The sequence below is a fragment of the Aquisphaera insulae genome (assembly GCF_011064615.1).
GTDB classification, from domain to species: domain Bacteria; phylum Planctomycetota; class Planctomycetia; order Isosphaerales; family Isosphaeraceae; genus Aquisphaera; species Aquisphaera insulae.
Map to the genome: position 1 here is coordinate 259937 of NZ_JAALJH010000002.1, position 19295 is coordinate 279231.

The 19295-nt window shown below is 67.9% G+C and carries 10 protein-coding genes; 7 read left to right on the plus strand and 3 right to left on the minus strand.

The window, feature by feature from the left end:
* The first annotated feature begins 36 nt into the window (after positions 1-36).
* The 4 genes from G6O54_RS02230 to G6O54_RS02245 all read left to right on the plus strand — a co-directional run bounded on the left by G6O54_RS02230 (position 37) and on the right by G6O54_RS02245 (position 7366).
* A complete protein-coding gene (locus G6O54_RS02230) occupies positions 37-2529 on the plus strand; it encodes a PSD1 and planctomycete cytochrome C domain-containing protein (RefSeq protein ID WP_205678651.1) in 2493 nt (830 codons plus the stop codon).
* Positions 2519-3997, plus strand: coding sequence for a DUF1501 domain-containing protein (locus tag G6O54_RS02235; RefSeq protein WP_165219692.1), 1479 nt, complete (start codon positions 2519-2521; stop codon positions 3995-3997). Before G6O54_RS02230 ends, G6O54_RS02235 begins: the two co-directional genes overlap by 11 nt.
* Positions 3998-4053: 56 nt before the next feature.
* On the plus strand, positions 4054-4575 hold the full coding sequence (locus tag G6O54_RS02240) for an ankyrin repeat domain-containing protein (RefSeq protein ID WP_165219694.1): 522 nt from the start codon (positions 4054-4056) through the stop codon (positions 4573-4575).
* 136 nt (positions 4576-4711) lie between these two features.
* Positions 4712-7366: an Ig-like domain-containing protein gene (locus G6O54_RS02245; protein WP_165219696.1), complete on the plus strand. Its 2655-nt coding sequence runs from the start codon at positions 4712-4714 to the stop codon at positions 7364-7366.
* Positions 7367-7916: 550 nt separating this feature from the next.
* Here the strand turns inward: G6O54_RS02245 and G6O54_RS02250 are convergent.
* Complete coding sequence (locus G6O54_RS02250) at positions 7917-10595, minus strand: bifunctional YncE family protein/alkaline phosphatase family protein (protein WP_165219698.1); 2679 nt, start codon at positions 10593-10595, stop codon at positions 7917-7919.
* Between the two features lie 184 nt (positions 10596-10779).
* Between G6O54_RS02250 and G6O54_RS02255 the strand changes: the two genes are divergently transcribed.
* Positions 10780-13464: a PSD1 and planctomycete cytochrome C domain-containing protein gene (locus tag G6O54_RS02255; protein ID WP_165219700.1), complete on the plus strand. Its 2685-nt coding sequence runs from the start codon at positions 10780-10782 to the stop codon at positions 13462-13464.
* 14 nt (positions 13465-13478) lie between these two features.
* The gene (locus tag G6O54_RS02260) at positions 13479-14900 is read left to right on the plus strand and encodes a DUF1501 domain-containing protein (RefSeq protein WP_165219702.1); all 1422 of its coding nucleotides are present in this window, start codon (positions 13479-13481) and stop codon (positions 14898-14900) included.
* Between the two features lie 20 nt (positions 14901-14920).
* Here the strand turns inward: G6O54_RS02260 and G6O54_RS02265 are convergent, their stop codons facing one another.
* Positions 14921-15292: a hypothetical protein gene (locus G6O54_RS02265; RefSeq protein ID WP_165219704.1), complete on the minus strand. Its 372-nt coding sequence runs from the start codon at positions 15290-15292 to the stop codon at positions 14921-14923.
* A 137-nt stretch (positions 15293-15429) separates the two neighbouring features.
* Positions 15430-17637, minus strand: a complete 2208-nt coding sequence (locus G6O54_RS02270; protein ID WP_250846681.1) for a KUP/HAK/KT family potassium transporter — start codon at positions 17635-17637, stop codon at positions 15430-15432.
* A 276-nt stretch (positions 17638-17913) separates the two neighbouring features.
* Here G6O54_RS02270 and G6O54_RS02275 point away from each other — a divergent pair, with 276 nt between their 5' ends.
* Entirely contained in the window at positions 17914-19107 is a 1194-nt protein-coding gene (locus G6O54_RS02275) for a DmpA family aminopeptidase (RefSeq protein WP_165219706.1), read from the plus strand.
* The last annotated feature ends 188 nt before the right edge of the window (positions 19108-19295 follow it).

Here is a 19295-nt window from a genome sequence, read left to right on the forward strand (position 1 = left end):
ATGCGAATGCGGGTTTGGACGTTGGTGATCCTTGCGATGACCCGAGGGCTAGCCGCCGCGGGGGAGGACGGGCCGCCGACCTTCGAGCACGATGTCCGGCCGATCCTCAAGGCGTATTGCCTGGACTGCCACGGCGGTGGTGAGGCGCTCAAGGGGAAGCTCGACCTGCGTCTGAGGCGGTTCGCCGTGCGGGGCGGTAAAAGCGGGCCGGCGGTCGTCCCCGGCAAGCCCGGGGAGAGCGAGTTGCTGACTCGCGTCCGAGGCGAGGAGATGCCGCCGGGCGAGAAGAAGGTGCCGGCGGACCGGATCGCCGTGCTGGAAAAGTGGATCGCCGCAGGTGCGCCGACCATCCGGGACGAGCCCCAGGACCTCCCCGCGGGGATCGACATCACCCCGGAAGAGCGGGCGTTCTGGGCCTTCCAGCCGATCCGCCGCCCGGAGCCGCCTAGGGCCGGACCGAAGGACCGGGTACGGACGCCGATCGACGCGTTCATCCTGGCCCGGCTTCGGGAGCATGGGCTCGGCTTCGCTCCCGAGGCGGATCGACGCACCCTCATCCGCCGCGTTCATGCCGACCTGACCGGCCTGCCCCCCTCGCCGGAAGAAGTCGAGGCGTTCGTCGCGGATCCTGCATCCGACGCCTACGAGAAGCTCGTCGACCGGCTCCTGGACAGCCCCCATTACGGCGAGCGCTGGGCGCGGCACTGGCTCGACCCGGCAGGCTACGCCGATTCCGAGGGGGACGGGGCGCAGGACACGGCCCGGCCGTATGCATACCGATATCGAGACTATGTCATCCGGGCCCTCAACGCCGACAAGCCCTTCGATCGGTTCCTCGTCGAACAGCTTGCCGGCGATGAACTCGTCCCCCGTCCCTGGACAAACCTGAAGCCCGATCAGGTCGACCTGCTGGCGGCGACCGGCTTTCTCCGGACCGCGCCCGATGGCACGGCCGCGGGCGGCGGAGATGTCTTGGTCTCGAATCAGGTCGTCGCGGACACGATCAAGATCGTCAGTTCGACGGTCCTCGGCCTGACCGTCGCGTGCGCGCAGTGCCACGACCATCGGTATGATCCGATCCCTCAATCGGACTACTACCGCTTTCGCGCCGTCTTCGAGCCGGCCCTGGACCCGGAGCACTGGCGGCAGCCCGGACAGCGGCTGATCTCGCTCTACTCTGACGCCGACCGCTCACGAGCCGCGGCCATCGAGGCCCAGGCCCAGGCTCTTCAACGGGACGTCGACGCCAAGACGGCCCGGTTCCTGGCGTTGGCCACGCAGAAGGAGCTCGAGAAATACCCGAAGGACGTCCGTGACAGGCTTCGCGCGGCCCTCGATTCACCCGCCGACAAACGGACCTCCGAGCAGAAGGCCCTTCTGGACGCCAATCCGAGCGCGGTCCTTAGCCCCGGCGTGCTCTACCAGTACGACCAGAAGGCGGCCGACGAGCTGAAGAAGGACGCCGAGCGGGTTGCGGCCAAGCGTGCGGAGAAGCCGCCGGAGCACTTCGTCAGCGTGCTTGACGAGGTGCCGGGCGTCGCGCCCCAGACGCACCTCTTCCATCGGGGCGATCCCCGCCAGCCGAAGTTGCCGGTCGGACCCGGAGACCTGACCATCGCCGCGCCCGACGGCCAGCGATTCGAGGCCTCGGCGGATGACCCTGCGCTGCCGACCACAGGCCGGCGTCTCGCGTTCGCCCGCTACCTGGTGAACGGGAAACACCCGCTCGTCGGTCGGGTGCTCATGAACCGGATCTGGCTCCATCATTTCGGCCGCGGCCTCGTCGAGACCCCGGGCGACTTCGGGGCACTCGGGACCCGGCCGACGCATCCCGAGCTGCTCGACTGGCTCGCCGATGAGGTCGCCCGCGGCGGCTGGGGGCTGAAGCGGATGCACCGGCTGATCGCGACCTCGACCACCTATCGGCAGTCGTCGCGACGTGAGCCCTCCGCGGGCTCCTCGGATGGAGAGAACAGCCTCTATGGCCGCTACTCCGTGCACCGGCTGGACGCCGAGACCCTTCGGGACAAGATGCTCGCCGTCGCCGGGCGACTCGACCTGACGCCATTCGGTCCGCCGGTCTCGGTGGCGGAGGACTCCGTCGGCCAGGTACTCCCGGAAGGTGATTCGCCGCGGCGGAGCATCTACCTCCAGGTCCGGCGATCGAAGCCCGTGTCGATGCTCGCCGCGTTCGATGCGCCGTCGACGGGCGTCAACTGCGACCGCCGCCAGCCGAGCACCTCGGCGCTCCAGGCCCTCATGCTCATGAACAGCGACTTCACCCTGGATCAGGCGAAAGCGATGGCCAATCGCCTGCGGGCTGCGAACCCGGCCGGACCCGATCGCCCACGCCGGACGATCGCCGGCGCGTGGGCCCTGGCCTACCAGCGGCCGGTCAGCCCGGACGAGCTCAACGCCGCCCTGGCATTCGTCGCCGCACCTCGCCGGGGCGAGGATCCCGAGCTCGCCGCGCTGACGGATCTTTGCCAGCAGCTCCTCTCTTCCAACGAGTTCCTCTATGTCGACTGACCCACTCGCGCCCACGCGCACCCGGCGGGAGTTCCTGGCGAGTTACTCGTTCGGCGTCGGGGCGTTCGCGCTGGCGCACCTGCTCCGTCAGGACGGGCTTCTGGCGGCCGAGCCCGCCAAGCCCGCCGAGAACCTGCCGCTCGATCTCCGGCCCCGGAGCCCGATGATTGCCCCGAAGGCGACGGCGATGATCTCGCTGTTCATGCATGGTGGGCCGTCGCACGTCGACCTGTTCGACCCCAAGCCCGAGCTCTCGAAGAATCACGGCAAGGACTACGGCGGCGAGGTCACGTTCAGCTTCGTGAACCGCGCCAGTAAGAAGCTCTTCGGCAGCCCCTGGAAGTTCGCCAAGCACGGCCAGTCCGGGACGGCGGTCTCGGAGCTGCTCCCGGAGACGGCGAAGGTCGTGGACGACCTCTGCGTGATCCGGTCGATGCATACGGGGCACAACGGCCACGAGGTTTCGATCCGCTTCTTCCACGGCGGCTTGCCGGCGATCACCGGCCGGCCCACGCTTGGGAGCTGGGTCGTCTACGCGCTCGGCAGCGAGTCCCAGGACCTGCCGGCCTATATGGTACTGTCCGATCCCGAAGGACCGCCCGTGGACGGGACCCATAACTGGTCGAGCGGCTTCATGTCGCCGCTCTATCAGGGGACCGTCCTCCGGCCCAAGGAGCCGCGAATCCTGAACCTCGATCCGCCGGCGCACCTCCGCGGCGAGGCGCAGGCCCGAAACCTCTCATTTCTGGACTCTCTGAACCGCCGCCACGCCGCGATGCACCCCGGCGAGGCCGAGCTGGAATCGCGAATTCGGACGTACGAGCTCGCCGCGGCCATGCAGACGGCCGCCAGCGAGGCGCTCGACATCTCGGGCGAGCCCGATTACATCAAGCGGTTGTACGGGCTGGACCAGGACGCCACCCGGGAATACGGCACGCGCTGCCTGCTTGCCAGGCGACTCATCGAGCGCGGAGTCCGCTTCGTCCAGCTCTTCCTCGGCGGCCAGCCGTGGGATAACCACGGGACCATCAAGCAATCGCTCCCCGCCATCTGCCGGCGGACGGACCGTCCCGCCGCCGCGCTCGTCGCGGACCTGAAGCAGCGCGGGCTCCTCGAGACAACTCTCGTCCACTGGGGCGGCGAGATCGGACGCCTGCCGGTCAGTGAGGGCAACCTCGATGACAGCGCCGGCCGCGACCACAACGGCCAGGGCTTCTCCATCTGGATGGCCGGAGGCGGCATCCGTGGCGGCATGACTTACGGATCCACGGATGAGGTCGGCCATCGCGCCGTTGAGAATGTCGTCACGCCGAACGACTTCCAGGCGACGGTCCTGAACCTGCTGGGCCTGGATCACGCGCGGCTTTTCTATCACGCCAACGGCAGGGCTCAGAGTCTGACAGACGGACGGCCGGCGCGGGTGGTCGGCGAGGTTCTCCGGTCGCCGGTGCCCGTCGCACGGGCGTGAGTCTGGTCGCGGACCCGTCAGATTCCACGGGCATGACTCGGCAGCAAGGCACCTCCATGGCGTTCCTCCCCGCGCCTCGCCGATGGCGAACCCTCCGCATCCGCACGCTGCTCGTGCTGGTCGCAGTCATTGCCGTCGGCATTGCGGCTCCCCTCGAGCTCGCCCGTCGCGAGCGATGGCTTGAGTGGGTCTCCGGGGAACTCCTGCATGCGGCCGAGGCGGGCGATGTTCCACGGATCCGGAGCCTGCTCGACGAGGGGGCTCCGATCGAGTGTGAGCTGCGCAACCGCGACCCCTTCACACCTCTCATGCTGGCGTCGTGGCGGGGCAAGGCAGAGGCCGTGCGACTCCTGCTCGAACGCGGCGCCGACCCGGATCACGAGAACGTGGAACGCGAACGCGCGATTACCATGGCCGCGATCGAGAACCACTGGGATATCTTCCGGATGCTCGTCGAGTACGGCGCCGATCTGACGGCATGCGACGCAACGGGCAGGACGGGACTCGACTACGCAAGGCTGGGCGCACCGCCCGAACTCCTGCAGTGGCTGGAAGCGCGGATGCTTCATCCCCGATGAGGGCGGCGCGACGAGTCCGGACGGAAGGCGTCGAAATGCACTCGCCCGTGCGGGCAATCCAGTTGCATAATATTGCTCTGTGCACGCAGGCCCCGGACGTCCGATAGCCGACGTGATCCTCGAAGCGAGATGGAAAATGCCGTTGGTACGAAGCCGCCTCGCCCGACGCCGTCCAGGGAGCCTGCGTCGTCGAGTCCCCTCGCTCGAGGCCGTCGAGCCCCGTCAACTGCTGGATGCCGGTTTCCGATGGGCGGCCGGCATGGGGCTCGACCCGACGGGCGGCCCGAATGCTCGTGTCGCGGCCTCGATCTTCGACTCGCAGGGGAACCTGTACGCCATCGGGACGTATTCCAGCACGATCCGGTTGGGGACCGGCCCCGGTACGCCCACGCTGACGAACACGGCCGGCCGGACCAATTCATTCGTCGCAAAGTATGCGCCCGGAGGCGGCCTCAGTTGGGCGCGCGGTTTCGGGCCGGGGAATGCGTTCTTGAGCTCGCTGGCGGTCGACGCGGCCGGCGCGGTCTATCTCGCCGGGACGGTGACTCCGGACCAGCAGGAGAGCACCATCGACCTGGATCCGGGTCCGGGGACCGTGCCCGTCTCGTCGGACGCGTCTTTGGTGCTGATGAAGCTCGACACCAATGGCATGTATCAGTGGTCGAACGTGCTCTCCGGATCGATCTTCAACACGATGGGGGGGATCGCGCTCGATGGGGCGGGGCACATCTACATCGCCGGCGGGTTCGCGGGCCCCATGGATTTCGATCCTGGGCCGGGGGTGACCGAGCTATCGAGCGTCTCGGTCTGGAGCGATGGTTTTGTCGCCCGGTACGACGCCGCGGACGGGAGTCTCGGCTGGGCCCGAGCGCTCGTTCAGGTTGACGGTGCGATCGGCATGGCGAATTCGGCGACAGCCCTGGCCTGGGACGCCGCCCACGCGCAGCTCGTGGTCGGGGGCGGCTTCAGCGGCACGGTCGACTTCGACCCCGGGCCGGGCCTGGCGACTCGGACGACCCGCCAGGCGGGCTCGTACTCGGACCCGTACCTCGTGCGGCTCGGCGCGGATGGATCCTTCGCGAGGGTCGAGGTGCTGCTCCGGACGGATTCCTTCAGCGGGTCGCACAGCCGGGTCGACGAACTGGCCGTGGATGCCTTCGGGGCGGTGTCAATCACGGCGACCCTTCAGGGCCCGCTCGATCTCGACCCCGGAGCCGGGGTGAGCGTGCTGGCCCCGCCGGCGGGGGGGCGGAACCAGTTCGTGGCGCACTATCGCGCCGACGGGTCGCTGGCCTGGTCTCGCGAGATCGACGATCAGGTGTACTCCTCGGCGCCGGTGGTGGCCATGCCCGGGGGCGGGGTGCTCCTCGGCGTGGGCTATCGGTTCGCGGGGGCACCCTATCCGCTCTTCCCCGACGACGCCTCGTCGGTACCGCCGCTCGCGAGGTTCGCGGATCGGAGGTTCGCGAGAGGGGCCGTGGTCGTGCGGCTGGGGGCGGCGGGGGAACTGATCGGGATGCGGCAGGTGGACGGGGACCCGACGGCAGGAGGCACATATGACACCTTGACACTGTACAACGAGCTCGTGCTGCCGACGGCCCTGAGTCTCGCGCCCGACGGCGACATCGCCCTTGCGGGGACCTTCCTGCGCGAGGCACTGTTCGGATCGATGCGGGTCCAGCAGGCGCCGGTATGGACGTCCTGGTCGGGCTTCGTGACCCGGCTCGAGCCGCTCGGCGCCGCCCCCGGCGCACCGGCCGCCCCGGTCCTGGACGCGGCCAGCGATACGGGATTTAGCGCCAGCGATGGTGTGACGAACGACACGACGCCCTCCTTCCGGGTCGGAGGGGCGGCGCCCGGCCAGTTCGTCGAGCTCTTCTATCGGCTCCCGTTCGGCGGCCTCTGGCCGGTCGGCCGCGGATCGTCCAGCGGCCTGATCGAAGCGGAGAACTTGAACTACGATTCGCCACAGGTGGTGGCGCGGATCGTCGATCCGGTCAACGGGCCGGGTCCATTCTCCTCGGCGACGAGCGTGACGATCGACACGAAATTGCCCAACGTGGTCCTCCCCTTTGGCCTGTCGACCGATGTCTATCCCGGAGAGGCGGCCGCGCGGCGGTTGGCCGCGGGTAGTGTGCTTGCAAGTAGCGCGGAGGAGGGCACGGTCGTCGAGTTGATCGATGAATCGGGACGCGTGCTCGCGACCGATATCACGAAGCGCGGACCATTCGGCATCGTCGCCTATTCGCTGACGATCCCCGCCGATCTGCGCGGGATGATGCGACTTGGCCTCCGGGGTCGCGACCCCGCTGGTAACGTAGTCACGCTGCCGAGCCCATTCCGGCTGGTGGAGATCACCGCCCCCAACGCCAGCGGCGGCGGAGGAGGCGTGATCCCCGTTACCCCGGCGGGTCCTCGCGTGCTTTCCGCCGTCTGGACCAAGGTCAAGGTTGGTCGGAAGAAGGTCCAGGCGCTCGTGGTGGCCTTCGACGGCGATCTCGCTGCGGCCAGCGCCGAGCAGAAGTCCCTGTACTCGATGAGCGACGCCGGGCGCGACCGCCGCTTCAATACACGCGACGACAAATCGCTGAGCTTCAAGTCCGCCGCCTATGACCAGGGTCGCCGCGCCGTGACCCTCGTGCCCCGGGCCGTGCCCACGAAGAAACAGATGATACGGTTCACCATCTCGGACCGGCTGGCCAGCACCCTCGGCCGCCGGCTCGATGGCAACGGCGACGGCCTCGAGGGCGATTCGTACTTCGCCTACTTCGGTCCGGCGGCGAAAGGGTAGCACGGAGATCGATCGGTTTGCCCACGGAGGGACTGGGCACGATCCGGCTCTATCAGGCGACGGGACGAACACGAGAGAGCGCGGGCCTGCTCGGGGGAGGCCATCACGCCCGATCGTGATCGCGGCCGAAGTGCCAATCGTGGGCGCACCACAGGCATTGCCGCGCCCGGGGCGTGCGGACCACTCGGCCGCATCGTGGGCATCGGTTGACGACCAGTGTGCCGGCCCCGAACTCGTCGAATATCCGGGTCCTGACTCCTTCCAGGAAGGCGTTAAGACCGGACGATAGGGCGGAACGCACAGCGTCGTCCGCGCTGGTCCACGCCTTGGCGGAACGCTGATCGAGTGACCGAAAAGAACTCACCTTCGCCTTTTCGCGAATCGCCCCTATCGACTCGCAGCGCTTTTCGAACTCGGTCATGTGCCAGTGCCAGTACGAGTCGATGTACCATCGGACGGCCTGTTCATCGTCGTAGTCATCCAATTTGCCGGGGCGCCATGTCACGGGGAATCTCCGCGGCTGAATCCAGAGGGGCGGAATGCCGGCAGTTCAATCGTCATCGTCCTCCACCAGCGTCACGGCCCATTCGGGGTAGGGGACCGCCGTCCCCATCTGCGACCGCCAGAGGATGCGGTTGAGGACGTCCTCCGGGGCCTTGTCGACTTCCCGGAAATTCAAGGTGGCGGAGACGACGGCGTCATTGCGGAGGGCTTCATCCCGGATGGCGTGCGGCTTCGGGTTCATCTGGTCGAGCGGGACCTTGTTGGGCACGGACTGGAACGGCGTCAGGTCGGGTTTGTCCGTGAAGCAGTCGAACATGGGCGTGGCGCTGGCGTCGAACTGGTTCATCGGCGGCAGGCCGAGGATCTGCTCGATCGTCCGGATCAGGCTCGTCGTGTTGTACTGGGTGCCCACCACCGACTTTCGCTTCGCATACGGGCTGACGCAGTACGCGGTCGTCCGATAGCCGCTGACGTGGTCCCAGCCGGCCTGGGGGTCGTCCTCGATGCCGAAGATCGCCATCTTGGCCCAGAACCGAGAGTGGCTCAGGGCCTCGACGATCCGGCCGAACGCCAGGTCATTGTCGGCCATGCAGGCGGCAGGAGTGGGGCTCCCGAAGCTCGTGCCGCTCGTGTGATCGTTCGGCAAGCAGATGATTACAAGATTCGGATACTCATCTTTTTTCTCGAATTCCTGCAGCTCGCGGAGGACGAAGTCGGCGCGGTACTGGTCGGGCACGGCCATCTCCCAGCCGACATACGCCGAGGGAGAGAACGGGCGAAGGGTCTCGACCGAGGGCTCGCACTCGAAGATCACGTCGTTCGTCTCGCCCTTCCAGGCCCGGTAGCAGGACAGGAAATCGGGGCTGCCCTTCCGCTTCGGGTCACGCCAGCGGACCTTCGGAGCCATGAACTCGCCGTAATTGCGGATGGTCTTCTTGCGGGCTAGGGCGTTGTCCCAGAGGAAGCCTGCGGGGGAATAGGCCAGGGCGTCCGCCTCGTCCTCGCCCATGCCGTCGGGATAGCTCCGCGGGAAGCCCGCGAAGGACTTCTCCATGTAGTCGGTGCTGAACGCGGTGGTGCTCCACTCGTGGCCGTCGGCGCTCAGGATCCCGGCGCAGTAGGTGTTGTCCAGGAGGACGAACTCATCCACAATCTTGTATTGGTTCGGCGTGACGTCCGGCCCGAAGATGCAGAGGCCCGCACGCCCCCGGCCGCGTGGGAACTTGCCGAGGACCTGGTCGTAGGTCCGGTTCTCCTTGATCACGTAGACGACGTGTTCGATCAGGCTGGGCTCGCCGATCCGCTCCGGGATCGCCCGCGGCGGCTGGCCCTTGCGCGCCGGCAACGCGGCCTGGGCGATGCTACCCCGTCGCATGTTCCGCGCGACCCGCTCGGAGAGCTTCGGCAGGTCGTCTGCCGACGGCAATGGCATCAGAGAAACCGACCCGTGGTAATGGTGGGAGTTGAAGCCCTTCGTCCCGTCCTTCTGCGACCTCGGCGCGATCGGCAGCCCCTTGATATTGGCCACGCAGAGAGCCTTCCGGCGCGGGTCGAGGACCACGGCACCGGGGAACCAGCCGGCCGGGATGAGTCCCTCGAGCTTCGTGTCCCCCTTGTCCTCGGGGTCGAAGTGGATGACGGCGATTGCGTTCTGGGTGCCGTTGGCGACGTAGAGTCGCCGCCCGGTCTCGTCGAAAGCCAGAGCATTCGGCGAGGCGCCGAAGAGGTCGGAGGGCTTCTCCTTCGCACAGACCGTCTCGATGACCGCTTCCTTCTCGACGTCGATGACGCTCAGGTTGTCGCTGCCGGCGTTGGCGCAGACGACGAACCGGCGCTTCGGCGTTGCGGCCAGGCCGGAAGCGTGCAGGCCCGTGATCAGTTCCTTCGAGACGCGATTGCCGGCCAGGTCGATGACGCTCACCGACCCCTCGCTGGCGATGTACCGGACCGGATCGACCCGGACGACGGACCCTCGGCCGGCCGGCCCGGTCAGGTCGCCTTTCTCGGGGCGACGGCCGCCCCAGTTGCTGACGAACGCCTTCCCCTTGGCCAGGATGACGTCGTAGGGGGCTACGCCCACGTCCCAAGTCCGGACGACCTTGCCGTCGGCGGTATTCAGCTCCAGGAGCTTGTTGGACAGATTGCCGCAGACGTAGAGGCGCGCGTCGTCATCCGAAAGGGCCAGGCCGCTGGGGATCTCCTCCTTGCGCCGGGGCGCCTTCGCCTCCGGCAGGCGGAAGACGTGCGAGGGCTCGACCGTGCCGTCGGCGGCGACGGCGAAGACCTTGATCGATCCGTCCACGTTGCTCAGGTAGACGCGCCTGCCGTCGTGAGAGTAGATCAGGCCGGTGTAGCTGACCTGCCCCTGTTTGTCCGGATGGAGGATGTTCGGCGAGACGACCTTCGGGGGTTCCTGCTGGGTCTCCGGCGGGAGTGCGATCCGCTGCACGACCTTCGCCCCGTCGATGTCGATCGCGAGGACCTCGCTCGTCTTGCCGGAGACGAGCAGACGCTTCCCGTCCGGCGAGAGCGCCAGCGCCTGGGGACGTAGCCCGGCGAGCTCGACTTGCCGACCGTAGGGCGTGAGGACCTGGTTGACGGGCGTGGTGATGACGTCGTCCCGCCAACGTCCGACCTGGTCGGCGGTTGTCTCGATTGGGGGTTCCTGTCCGAGGGCCGCGGACACCATCGCCAACCCGCAGAACCAGCTCAAGCCACGGATCATCACGTCCTCCAGGAACACGTCAGGGCATCAAGGAGACCCAGGGGCAGAGTATGAGCCGCTCGCCGAGTACGGTCAATCCGCCACAAGTTCGCCCCTGTGCGGCCGGGGTATATTGTGTGACAATTGGCCAACCTTCGGGGTATGCTTTCCTCGGGCATCGCCGAGCGGGAGAGGAGGACCGGAAGTGAAGCGAGCACTCTTCGGATGGATTGGCGTGGCCTGGCTGATCGCGACCTCGCCGGTCGTCCGCGGAGGGACTCCGGCCGGGGATGAGGCCCAGGCGGAGTTCTTCGAATCGAAGGTCCGGCCAATCCTGGTCGCGCGTTGCCTCGAGTGTCACGGGGAGAAGAAGCAAAAAGGGGGGCTGCGGCTGGACTCGCCGCAGGCGATGCGGACCGGCGGCGATACGGGGCCGGCCGTGGTCGCGGACGACCCGATGCACAGCCCGCTGATCGAGGTCATCCGGCATGAAGGGGCGGTCAAGATGCCGCCGAAGGGGAAGCTCGAGGCGGCCGAGATCCTCGCCCTCACGGAATGGGTGAAGCGAGGTGCACCCTGGCCCGCGACGGATCTGCCGGTGCGGACTCAGGCCTCGTCTTCCGGCCAGGCAGTTAGCGAGGCGGACCGGGACTTCTGGGCCTTCCGGCCGGTCCGCAACGTGGCCTTGCCGGCCGTGAAGGCGACGAACTGGCCGAGATCGACGATCGACGCCTTCATCCTCGCCAGGCTGGAGGAGAAGGGGCTCCGGCCGTCGCCGCAGGCGGACAAACGGACACTCCTGCGGCGAGTTACCTTCGACCTGATCGGCCTGCCTCCGACTCCCGAGGAGGTCGAGGCCTTCGTCCGTGATGAGTCGCCGGAGGCGTTCGCCCGGGTCGTCGATCGCCTGCTGGCCTCTCCACACTACGGCGAGCGCTGGGGCCGACACTGGCTGGATGTCGCCCGATATGGCGAGGACCAGGCTCACTCGTTCAAGCCCCGCCTCTATCCCAACGGATTCCGCTACCGCGACTGGGTGGCGAACGCCTTCAATCAGGATATGCCCTACGACCGATTCATCCTCGAGCAGGTGGCCGGCGACGTCCTGGACGAGCCCGGCCGGATCGGCCGGCTGGCGGCCCTGGGCTTCTTCGCCCTGGGGCCGGTCTACTACGGCGATCCGAAGAAGCTCGACCAGGTGGACGACCGCATCGACACCATGACTCGCGGGCTCCTGGGGCTGACCGTCGCCTGTGCCCGTTGCCACGACCACAAGTACGACCCGATCCCGACGTCGGACTACTACGCCCTGGCGGGCGTCTTCCTCAGCACCGAGTACGAGGAAGTCCCCGCGGCACCTCGCGAGCAGGTCCAGGCCTACGACGCCGCGCAGGCCGCCATTGAGGCGAAGTCGCGGGCGATCGAGTTTCTCCTCCAGCACCAGTCGGCGCGGATCCGCGCGGCAGAAACCGTGCGCTACGTGGTTGCAGCCCTCCAACTGCGGGCGAGTCGCCCGGGCGACGGCCGTGCGGCGGCGCGGCAGGTGGCGAAGCGGGAGGGCCTGGACCCGGGCCGCCTCGAGCGCTGGGTCGGCCTGCTCGATCGCTCGAAGGACCAGGCCCGCGTGGCGGATCTGATCCGGGCCGCGAACCCGGGAGCGGGGAAGGCCGACGCCGAATCGCGGCGGTCGGTCCTCCCTGCCGCGACGGCCTTCCATTCGCACTTGCAGGCCGTCCTCGGCCGGCGGGAAGCGGGCACGGCGATCGACGCCATGGACGCGGCCTTGCTGGTCGCCCTGTTCGGGGAGAAGGGGCCGCTTGCCGTGGACCTGGACCGGATCGAGAAGGAGCTGCCGCCGGACTCCGCAGCGAAGCTCGCGAGGCTCCGCGCGGAGCACGATCGGCTCAGGAAGGATGCCCCGCCCATCTATCCGGTCGTCCATACGCTGAAGGACTCCGAGAAGCCTGTCGACACGAACGTCCTGGTGCGCGGTAACCCGGCGACCCCGGGGCCGAAGGTGCCGCGACACTTCCTCAGCATCCTCGGCGGCAACTCCGCGCCGTTCGCCTCGGGCAGCGGCCGCCTGGAGCTGGCGCGGGCGATCGCGAGCCCGTCCAATCCGCTGACGGCCCGCGTGATGGTGAACCGGATCTGGCAGCACCACTTCGGCCGCGGCCTCGTCCGCACGACGAGCAACTTCGGCAACCTGGGAGAGCGACCCTCGCATCCCGAGCTGCTGGACCACCTGGCCCATACCTTCATGGCCGGGGGATGGTCGATGAAGGCTCTCCATCGCGAGATCCTCCTCTCGGCCGTCTACCAGCAGGACTCCCGGGTCGACGCCAGGGGCGACGAGGTTGATCCGGAGAACACGCTGCTCTGGAGGATGAATCGCCGGAGGCTCGAGGTCGAGGCCTGGCGCGACGCCGTGCTGGCCGTCTCCGGGCGTCTGGATCCGGCCGTCGGCGGGCCGTCCAGGTCCCTCGACGACCTCGGAAATCGGCGGCGGACGTACTACGCCGCGGTAAGCCGCCACGACCTGGCGACGATCCTCCGGCTCTTCGACTTCCCCGACCCGAACATCACCGGGGCGGAGCGGACGCGCACGACCGTGCCGCTCCAGGGCCTCGTCATCCTCAACGACGAGTTCCTGGTGGATGGCGCCCGGGCGCTGGCCGGCCGGATACGGGATTCCGCACGGGATGACGACGAGCGGATCCGGGGGGCGTACGAGCTCCTCTACGGCCGACCGGCCACGGAGCGCGAGCGCCGGATCGGCCGGGCGTATCTCTCGGCCGCGGACCGCGACTGGGCCGCAAATGACCTTGGCCGCCTGGAGCGGTATTCACAGGCGCTGCTCGGGACCAATGAGTTTGTTTTCATTGACTGATGGAGGGAGTGTCCATGGCTGGTCCGAAACGTTCGCCCGTGACGCGTCGGCAGGCCATCGCCCGGATCGGCGGGGGATTCGGGGCGCTCGGGCTCGCCGGGGCATTCGCGCACGCCGGATGGCTTGGCGGGACGGCGCAAGCGGACGAGGCCGTGGTCCCGACGAACCCGCTGGCGGCGAGGCCGCCCCACTTCCCGCCCCGTGCCACGCGCGTGATCTTCCTGTTCATGAACGGCGGCCCCTCGCACATCGACACCTTCGACCCCAAGCCGAAGCTCCGGCAGTACGCGGGCAAGGACGCGCCCGCCTCCATGGCCAACCCGAATCGGAAGAAGAAGGGGGCCATCATGCCGTCCCCCTTCGTGTTCGCGAAGCACGGGCAGAGCGGCATCGAGGTCTCCGAACTCTTCCCGGAGGTCGCGACCTGCGTGGACGACCTCTGCGTGATCCGCTCCCTCTATACCGACAACCCGAACCATGAGCCGTCGCTGCTCATGATGAACTCCGGGAACATGCAGCCGATCCGCCCGAGCCTCGGCTCGTGGCTGACGTTCGGGCTGGGGTCGGAGAATCAGAACCTGCCGGGATTCGTCGTCCTCTGCCCGGGAAAGCCCGTGGTCGGCCCGCAGCTCTGGAGCAACAGCTTCCTGCCGGGTGTATTCCAGGGGACTCACATCAACAACAAGAGCATCGACCCCGAGCGGATCATCCGTGATATCCGGAATCGCCACCTCTCGCCGGCCGCGCAGCGCGAGCAGGTGGACCTCCTCCAGCAGCTCAACCGGGTCCACCTGGAGGCCCGGGGCCGCGACGAGCCGCTGGAGGCGCGGATCGCATCGTTGGAGCTGGCCTACCGGATGCAGTTCGAGGCCCGCGAGGCCTTCGACGTCCGCAGCGAGTCGCCCGCCACCCGCGCCCTCTACGGCGATGGACAGTTCGCCGACGCCTGCCTGATCGCCCGCCGCCTGGCCGAGCGGGGTGTCCGCGTGACCCAGGTGTACTACGGCAACGACCAGCCCTGGGACGATCATACCGACATCCTGAACCATCGCGATCACGCCCGGAAGAGCGACCGCGCCGTCGCGGGGCTGCTGAAGGACCTGAAGGCCCGCGGCCTGCTGGACGAGACCCTGGTCATCTGGGGCGGCGAGTTCGGCCGCACGCCCACGAGCGAGGGGGCCAAGGGCCGCGACCATCACAGCACGGGGTTCTCCATGTGGTTGGCCGGCGGGGGCGTCCGCGGCGGCATGGTCCACGGCGAGACCGACGAGCTCGGCTTCAACGCCGTGACCAATCGCATGCACGTCCACGACCTGCACGCGACGATCCTCCACCTGATGGGGCTGGACCACGAGAAGCTCACGTTCCGCTTCAGCGGCCGCGACTTCCGCCTGACGGACGTCCACGGCAGCGTCGCCACGGAGATCCTCGCCTGATCGCGTGCGCGTGAACCAACCTACCGGGTGCTCGTTTCGCTGCGATCGTCCAGGAAGATCTCCTGCGCGATCACGTCGATCCCGGTCGTGTCGATGCCGAATCGATCGAAGTGTGCCCCCTGAGGCTCGCGGTCTCGCGAACGTCCATCGCGACAGGTCGGCCGTCCAGGGTCACGGTGAGGCCGGCCGGCGAGCGGTTGCGTACTCCAGGCTCCAGGCGTGGGGTGATGGCGTCCAGCCGGATCTCTCCCCCCGGTGTCGGCGGATTTCATGACGTCGAGGAAGCCGAAGCGATTGAACGACGCCCCGTCGGCCTCTTCGCGCCGGGCCAGCCGGCAGACGGCGAGGTGGTCGATCCTCCCCGCGGCCACCTTCACCTGAGGGGTCGTCACGGAGCGACCTGCGATGGACCTTGCCCCGGTCGGCGGATCGGCTCGGCTCCGCCCGCCCGGTCTTCGGATCCCGCGGCTCGCTGAAGCCGCGCGGGTCGTCGCCGCGCGGGGGACTGCACCTCGAGGCGATCGCACGATCAGGGGGTGACGACCCTGGAAGGGGGTTCGGCGTCGATGATCTCGAGCTCCGGCAGGGCCACCATCACGTTTTCTTGTTCGAAGACGACCGGGATGACTTCCTTGGAGACTCCCGCGTCGTAGTCGAGTCCCAGGAACTTGTGGGCCGGAGTGGAGAGCCTGAGGATGAGTCGGAAGTAATGGACGCGGAGGCGATCGAGGAACCCGAGGTCGTCGCCGATGATGATCTCCTCCTCGCCGACCTCGATGATCCAGCGGTCCGAGGGGATGTCGATTCGCCCCCTGAGCTGCAGCTCGCGGAGCGCCCCGCGGATGTCGGGCTGCTCGAGGTAGCCGTAGGTCGCGGAGACCGAGACGATGTTCCGGCCGAGCTCCACCACTTCGAACCGGGGCTGATGCTTCTCCATCTCGGCCACCGTCAACTGCCGGACGTGGAAGAGCGTGATGTGCGCCGGCAGGACGCCGAACTTCTTGAGGAAGATCCGCATGGAGACCGGGAGGTACTCGTCGACGTCCGGCACCGGTCGGGAGCAGAGGAACACGAACGCGCGATCGGTCTCCACGAGCCGTCGCCGGCCCTGGACCAGGAGCTTCGCCAGGGGGAGGTTCTCGTTGATGGCGAGCTGAATCTCGTCCACCTTCTCGCGGAGCGCCACCAGCCAGCTCACCTTCTTCCCCCCCTGGACGCCAAAGGCGTAGAAGGCCCGCGCGAGCTCTGCGCGGCCCCATTGCCAGGTGAGCATGACCGAGAGCAGGACCGTCGCGATGGCTACGGGGTAGTATCCGCCGTGGGTGAACTTCGAGAGATTGCTGGCGAACAGGAGCAGGTCCACCACCAGGATCGGCGTGCAGACGGCCGCGACCTTGCCGAGGTTCCAGCCCCAGCGATAGTGCGCCACGTAGCCGAAGGCGAGGGTGGTGATGCCCATGGTCCCGGTCACCGCGATCCCATATGCCGCGGCGAGGTTGCCGGCGGTCCGGAACGAGACGGTGATCGCCACGCAGCCGAGGAACATCGCCCAGTTCACGGCCGGGATGTAGACCTGCCCCTCCGCCTCGCGGCTCGTGAAGCGGACCGCGAACCGCGGGCAGAATCCCATCGCGATCGCTTGCTTGACGATCGAGAACATGCCCGTGATGAGCGCCTGGGAGGCGATGAAGGCGGCGATCGCGGAGATGACCATGTCCGCGGCCGTGATGACGCCGTCGATCGTGGCATCCCCGGTCGAGGGCGTGAGCGCATAGAAGGTGTTGGCCCGGGGCGGCACCCCCTTCTCCAGTACGTAACCGACCTGGCCGGCATAGTTGAGCACCAGGCAGGGGAGCACCAGGGCGAACCACGAATACATCACCGGGATTCGTCCGGAATCCTTCGGATCCAGGCTCATCCCCTCGACGATCTGGCCCTCGCCGTGCCTGGCGAAGTGGCCGATGTCGGCGTACTTCGCCTCACCCCCGGTGATGGCGAGCACCACCACGCCGAAGATCACGAAGACCCCGGCCCCGGGTAGCTCCCGCAGCAGGGCGAGCGCGTAGCGCGGGTCGAGCGCCAGGAAGACGTCCGGATGTCGGAGCACCCAGGGCACGCCCTTGGCGGCGATCCAGGGGAACCAGACAACCATCATGAACCAGCCGAAGAGGCCCCCGACCTTGCTGGTCCCTCGCCACTGGGGCTTGAAGAGGATGAAGAGGCTGACGATCGTCGCGGCCACGGCCAGCGGCTCGCCGAGCGGCTCATAGGCGCCCAGCATGCTGATCGGCGGCGTGATCACGCCGTCGGCCGCCAGCAGGCCCGCCGCGGCGACCACCAGGTAGCCGATCAGGGTGATGCCGAAGACCTTGACGGTGGAGCCCTTGAGCAACCCCCAGAGGGCGAACGTCCCTCCCTCGCCGTGGTTATCGGCGCGCATGACGATCAGGTCGTACTTGATCGTCAGGAAGATGAGCGCCCAGAAGACCAGGCTGAGGCCGCCGAGGGCCTCGGTCCTGGTCACGAGCACACCTCCGTTCTCGAGCAGCGCCGCGAGCTCCTCGCCGTGTGCGTGGTGCTTGAGCGAGACCGTCTCGCGGATGATCTCCATGAAGGTGTACAGGACGGATGTGCCGATGTCGCCGTACACCGTCCCGGTCGCCTCGCGCATCCGGGTGAAGAGGCCCGCCCCGGGTTCGTCGTGGCCGTGGCGGCCGGCGCCCCTAGCAGATACCACGGACCGAGCTCCGAATGGTCGACTTCATGGGATTCCCGCGTCGAGGCAAGGGCGTGGCGAGATAAGGGGGGCCGAACGAGTGCGACGTCCTGGGTCATCCGCTCCCAAGAGTCTCCATTCCTGGGGTCAAGGGACATGATGTCAGTTTGCTGCGGGCCGGGCAAGGGGCCAAGCGACGAGGAGCTTGAGCAACCGTCCTCCGGCGGGCACCATGGTCCGAGTATCCAGACCGGGAACGCGGCAAATGAGGTCGATACGAAAGGGGAGGGAGGGAATATGATCCGACGACGGGCCTGGGTCTTGCTTCCGGCGCTGGCGATACTCACGACGCACGGGATGGGAGCCCCCCCGGACCGGAGGAGGGCACGCGACGTCGGCGTCGCTCCCGGCGTCTTCGCGCCGGGAGCCCGGAACTCGATCACCGACGTCGCCGGAGTAAAAGTCGGCCACGTGACCAGGTCCGAAGGGGACCGCGTGCGGACGGGGGTCACGGCGATCGTGCCGCACGGTGGGAACGTCTTCCAGCAGAAGGTGCCCGGGGCCGTCTTCGTCGGCAACGCCTTCGGCAAGCTTGCGGGATCGACGCAGGTGGAGGAGCTCGGGACCATCGAGACGCCCGTGGTGCTCACGAACACGCTCGCCGTCGGCACCGCGGTCGAGGCCGTCGTGGAGCATGTGCTCTCGCTCCCGGGGAACGAATCGGCGCGGTCCGTCAACGCGGTCGTGGGCGAGACGAATGATGGTGGGCTCAATGACATCCGCGGCAGGCACGTGACGCGTCACGACGTGATCCGGGCGATCACCGCGGCGGCCGAGGGCCCGGTCGCCGAGGGCTGCGTGGGGGCCGGCACGGGCTGCGAGGCATTCGGGTGGAAAGGGGGGATCGGCACGTCCTCGCGGGTTGTGCCCTCCGGCGAACGGCGGTATACGGTGGGCGTGCTCGTGCAGGCGAACTACGGCGGCGTGCTCACGATCGCCGGGGCTCCGGTGGGGATCGAGCTCGGGAAACATGCGTTCCGCGAGGCCCGGGCCGATCGCCGCCGCGAGAGGGAACCGCGCGAGGCGGGACCGGCGGACGGCTCTTGCATGATCGTCGTGGCCACGGATGCCCCGCTTGCTTCGAGGGACCTGAAACGGCTGGCGGCACGGGGCGTCTTCGCCCTGGCGCGGACGGGCTCGTCGTTCTCGAACGGCAGCGGGGATTTCGCCATCGCCTTCTCCACCGATCCGTCCGCTCGCGTTAGCCACGGCGAACGGGCCGTTCGAGAGCGAGCTGTCCTGACAACGGACGCCCTCGATGGCCTCTTTCAGGGGGTCCTGGAGGCGACCGAAGAGGCCGTGGACAATGCCCTCTTCATGGCCCAGACAACCACCGGCAGGGACGGCCGGCGCGTCGATGCCTTGCCAATCGAGGAGGTGGTGAGGATCCTCGAGAAACACGGCCTGATCCTCCGGGATGCGAGGCCATGAACCTCGGGAATCGTCGATGTGATCTCCGCGCTCGCGGATCGAGACGCCCATTGAAGACCGTAACAATTCGTTTGAGAGGATGTTGATTCTAGACTCTCTACTTGAATCACGAGGGATATGGGTTATGATCAGCGGATTGGAATCGGGAGCGTCCACCACCTCTCCCTCGTGGACGCCTTGATCGCACC

Bases quoted from the DNA above. Each gene is read 5' to 3' on its own strand.
- G6O54_RS02260 (WP_165219702.1), top strand. From the start codon at position 13,479: ATGGCTGGTCCGAAACGTTCGCCCGTGACGCGTCGGCAGGCCATCGCC.
- G6O54_RS02250 (WP_165219698.1), bottom strand. From the start codon at position 10,595: ATGATCCGTGGCTTGAGCTGGTTCTGCGGGTTGGCGATGGTGTCCGCG.
- G6O54_RS02245 (WP_165219696.1), top strand. From the start codon at position 4,712: ATGCCGTTGGTACGAAGCCGCCTCGCCCGACGCCGTCCAGGGAGCCTG.
- G6O54_RS02275 (WP_165219706.1), top strand. From the start codon at position 17,914: ATGATCCGACGACGGGCCTGGGTCTTGCTTCCGGCGCTGGCGATACTC.
- G6O54_RS02235 (WP_165219692.1), top strand. From the start codon at position 2,519: ATGTCGACTGACCCACTCGCGCCCACGCGCACCCGGCGGGAGTTCCTG.
- G6O54_RS02240 (WP_165219694.1), top strand. From the start codon at position 4,054: ATGGCGTTCCTCCCCGCGCCTCGCCGATGGCGAACCCTCCGCATCCGC.
- G6O54_RS02230 (WP_205678651.1), top strand. From the start codon at position 37: ATGACCCGAGGGCTAGCCGCCGCGGGGGAGGACGGGCCGCCGACCTTC.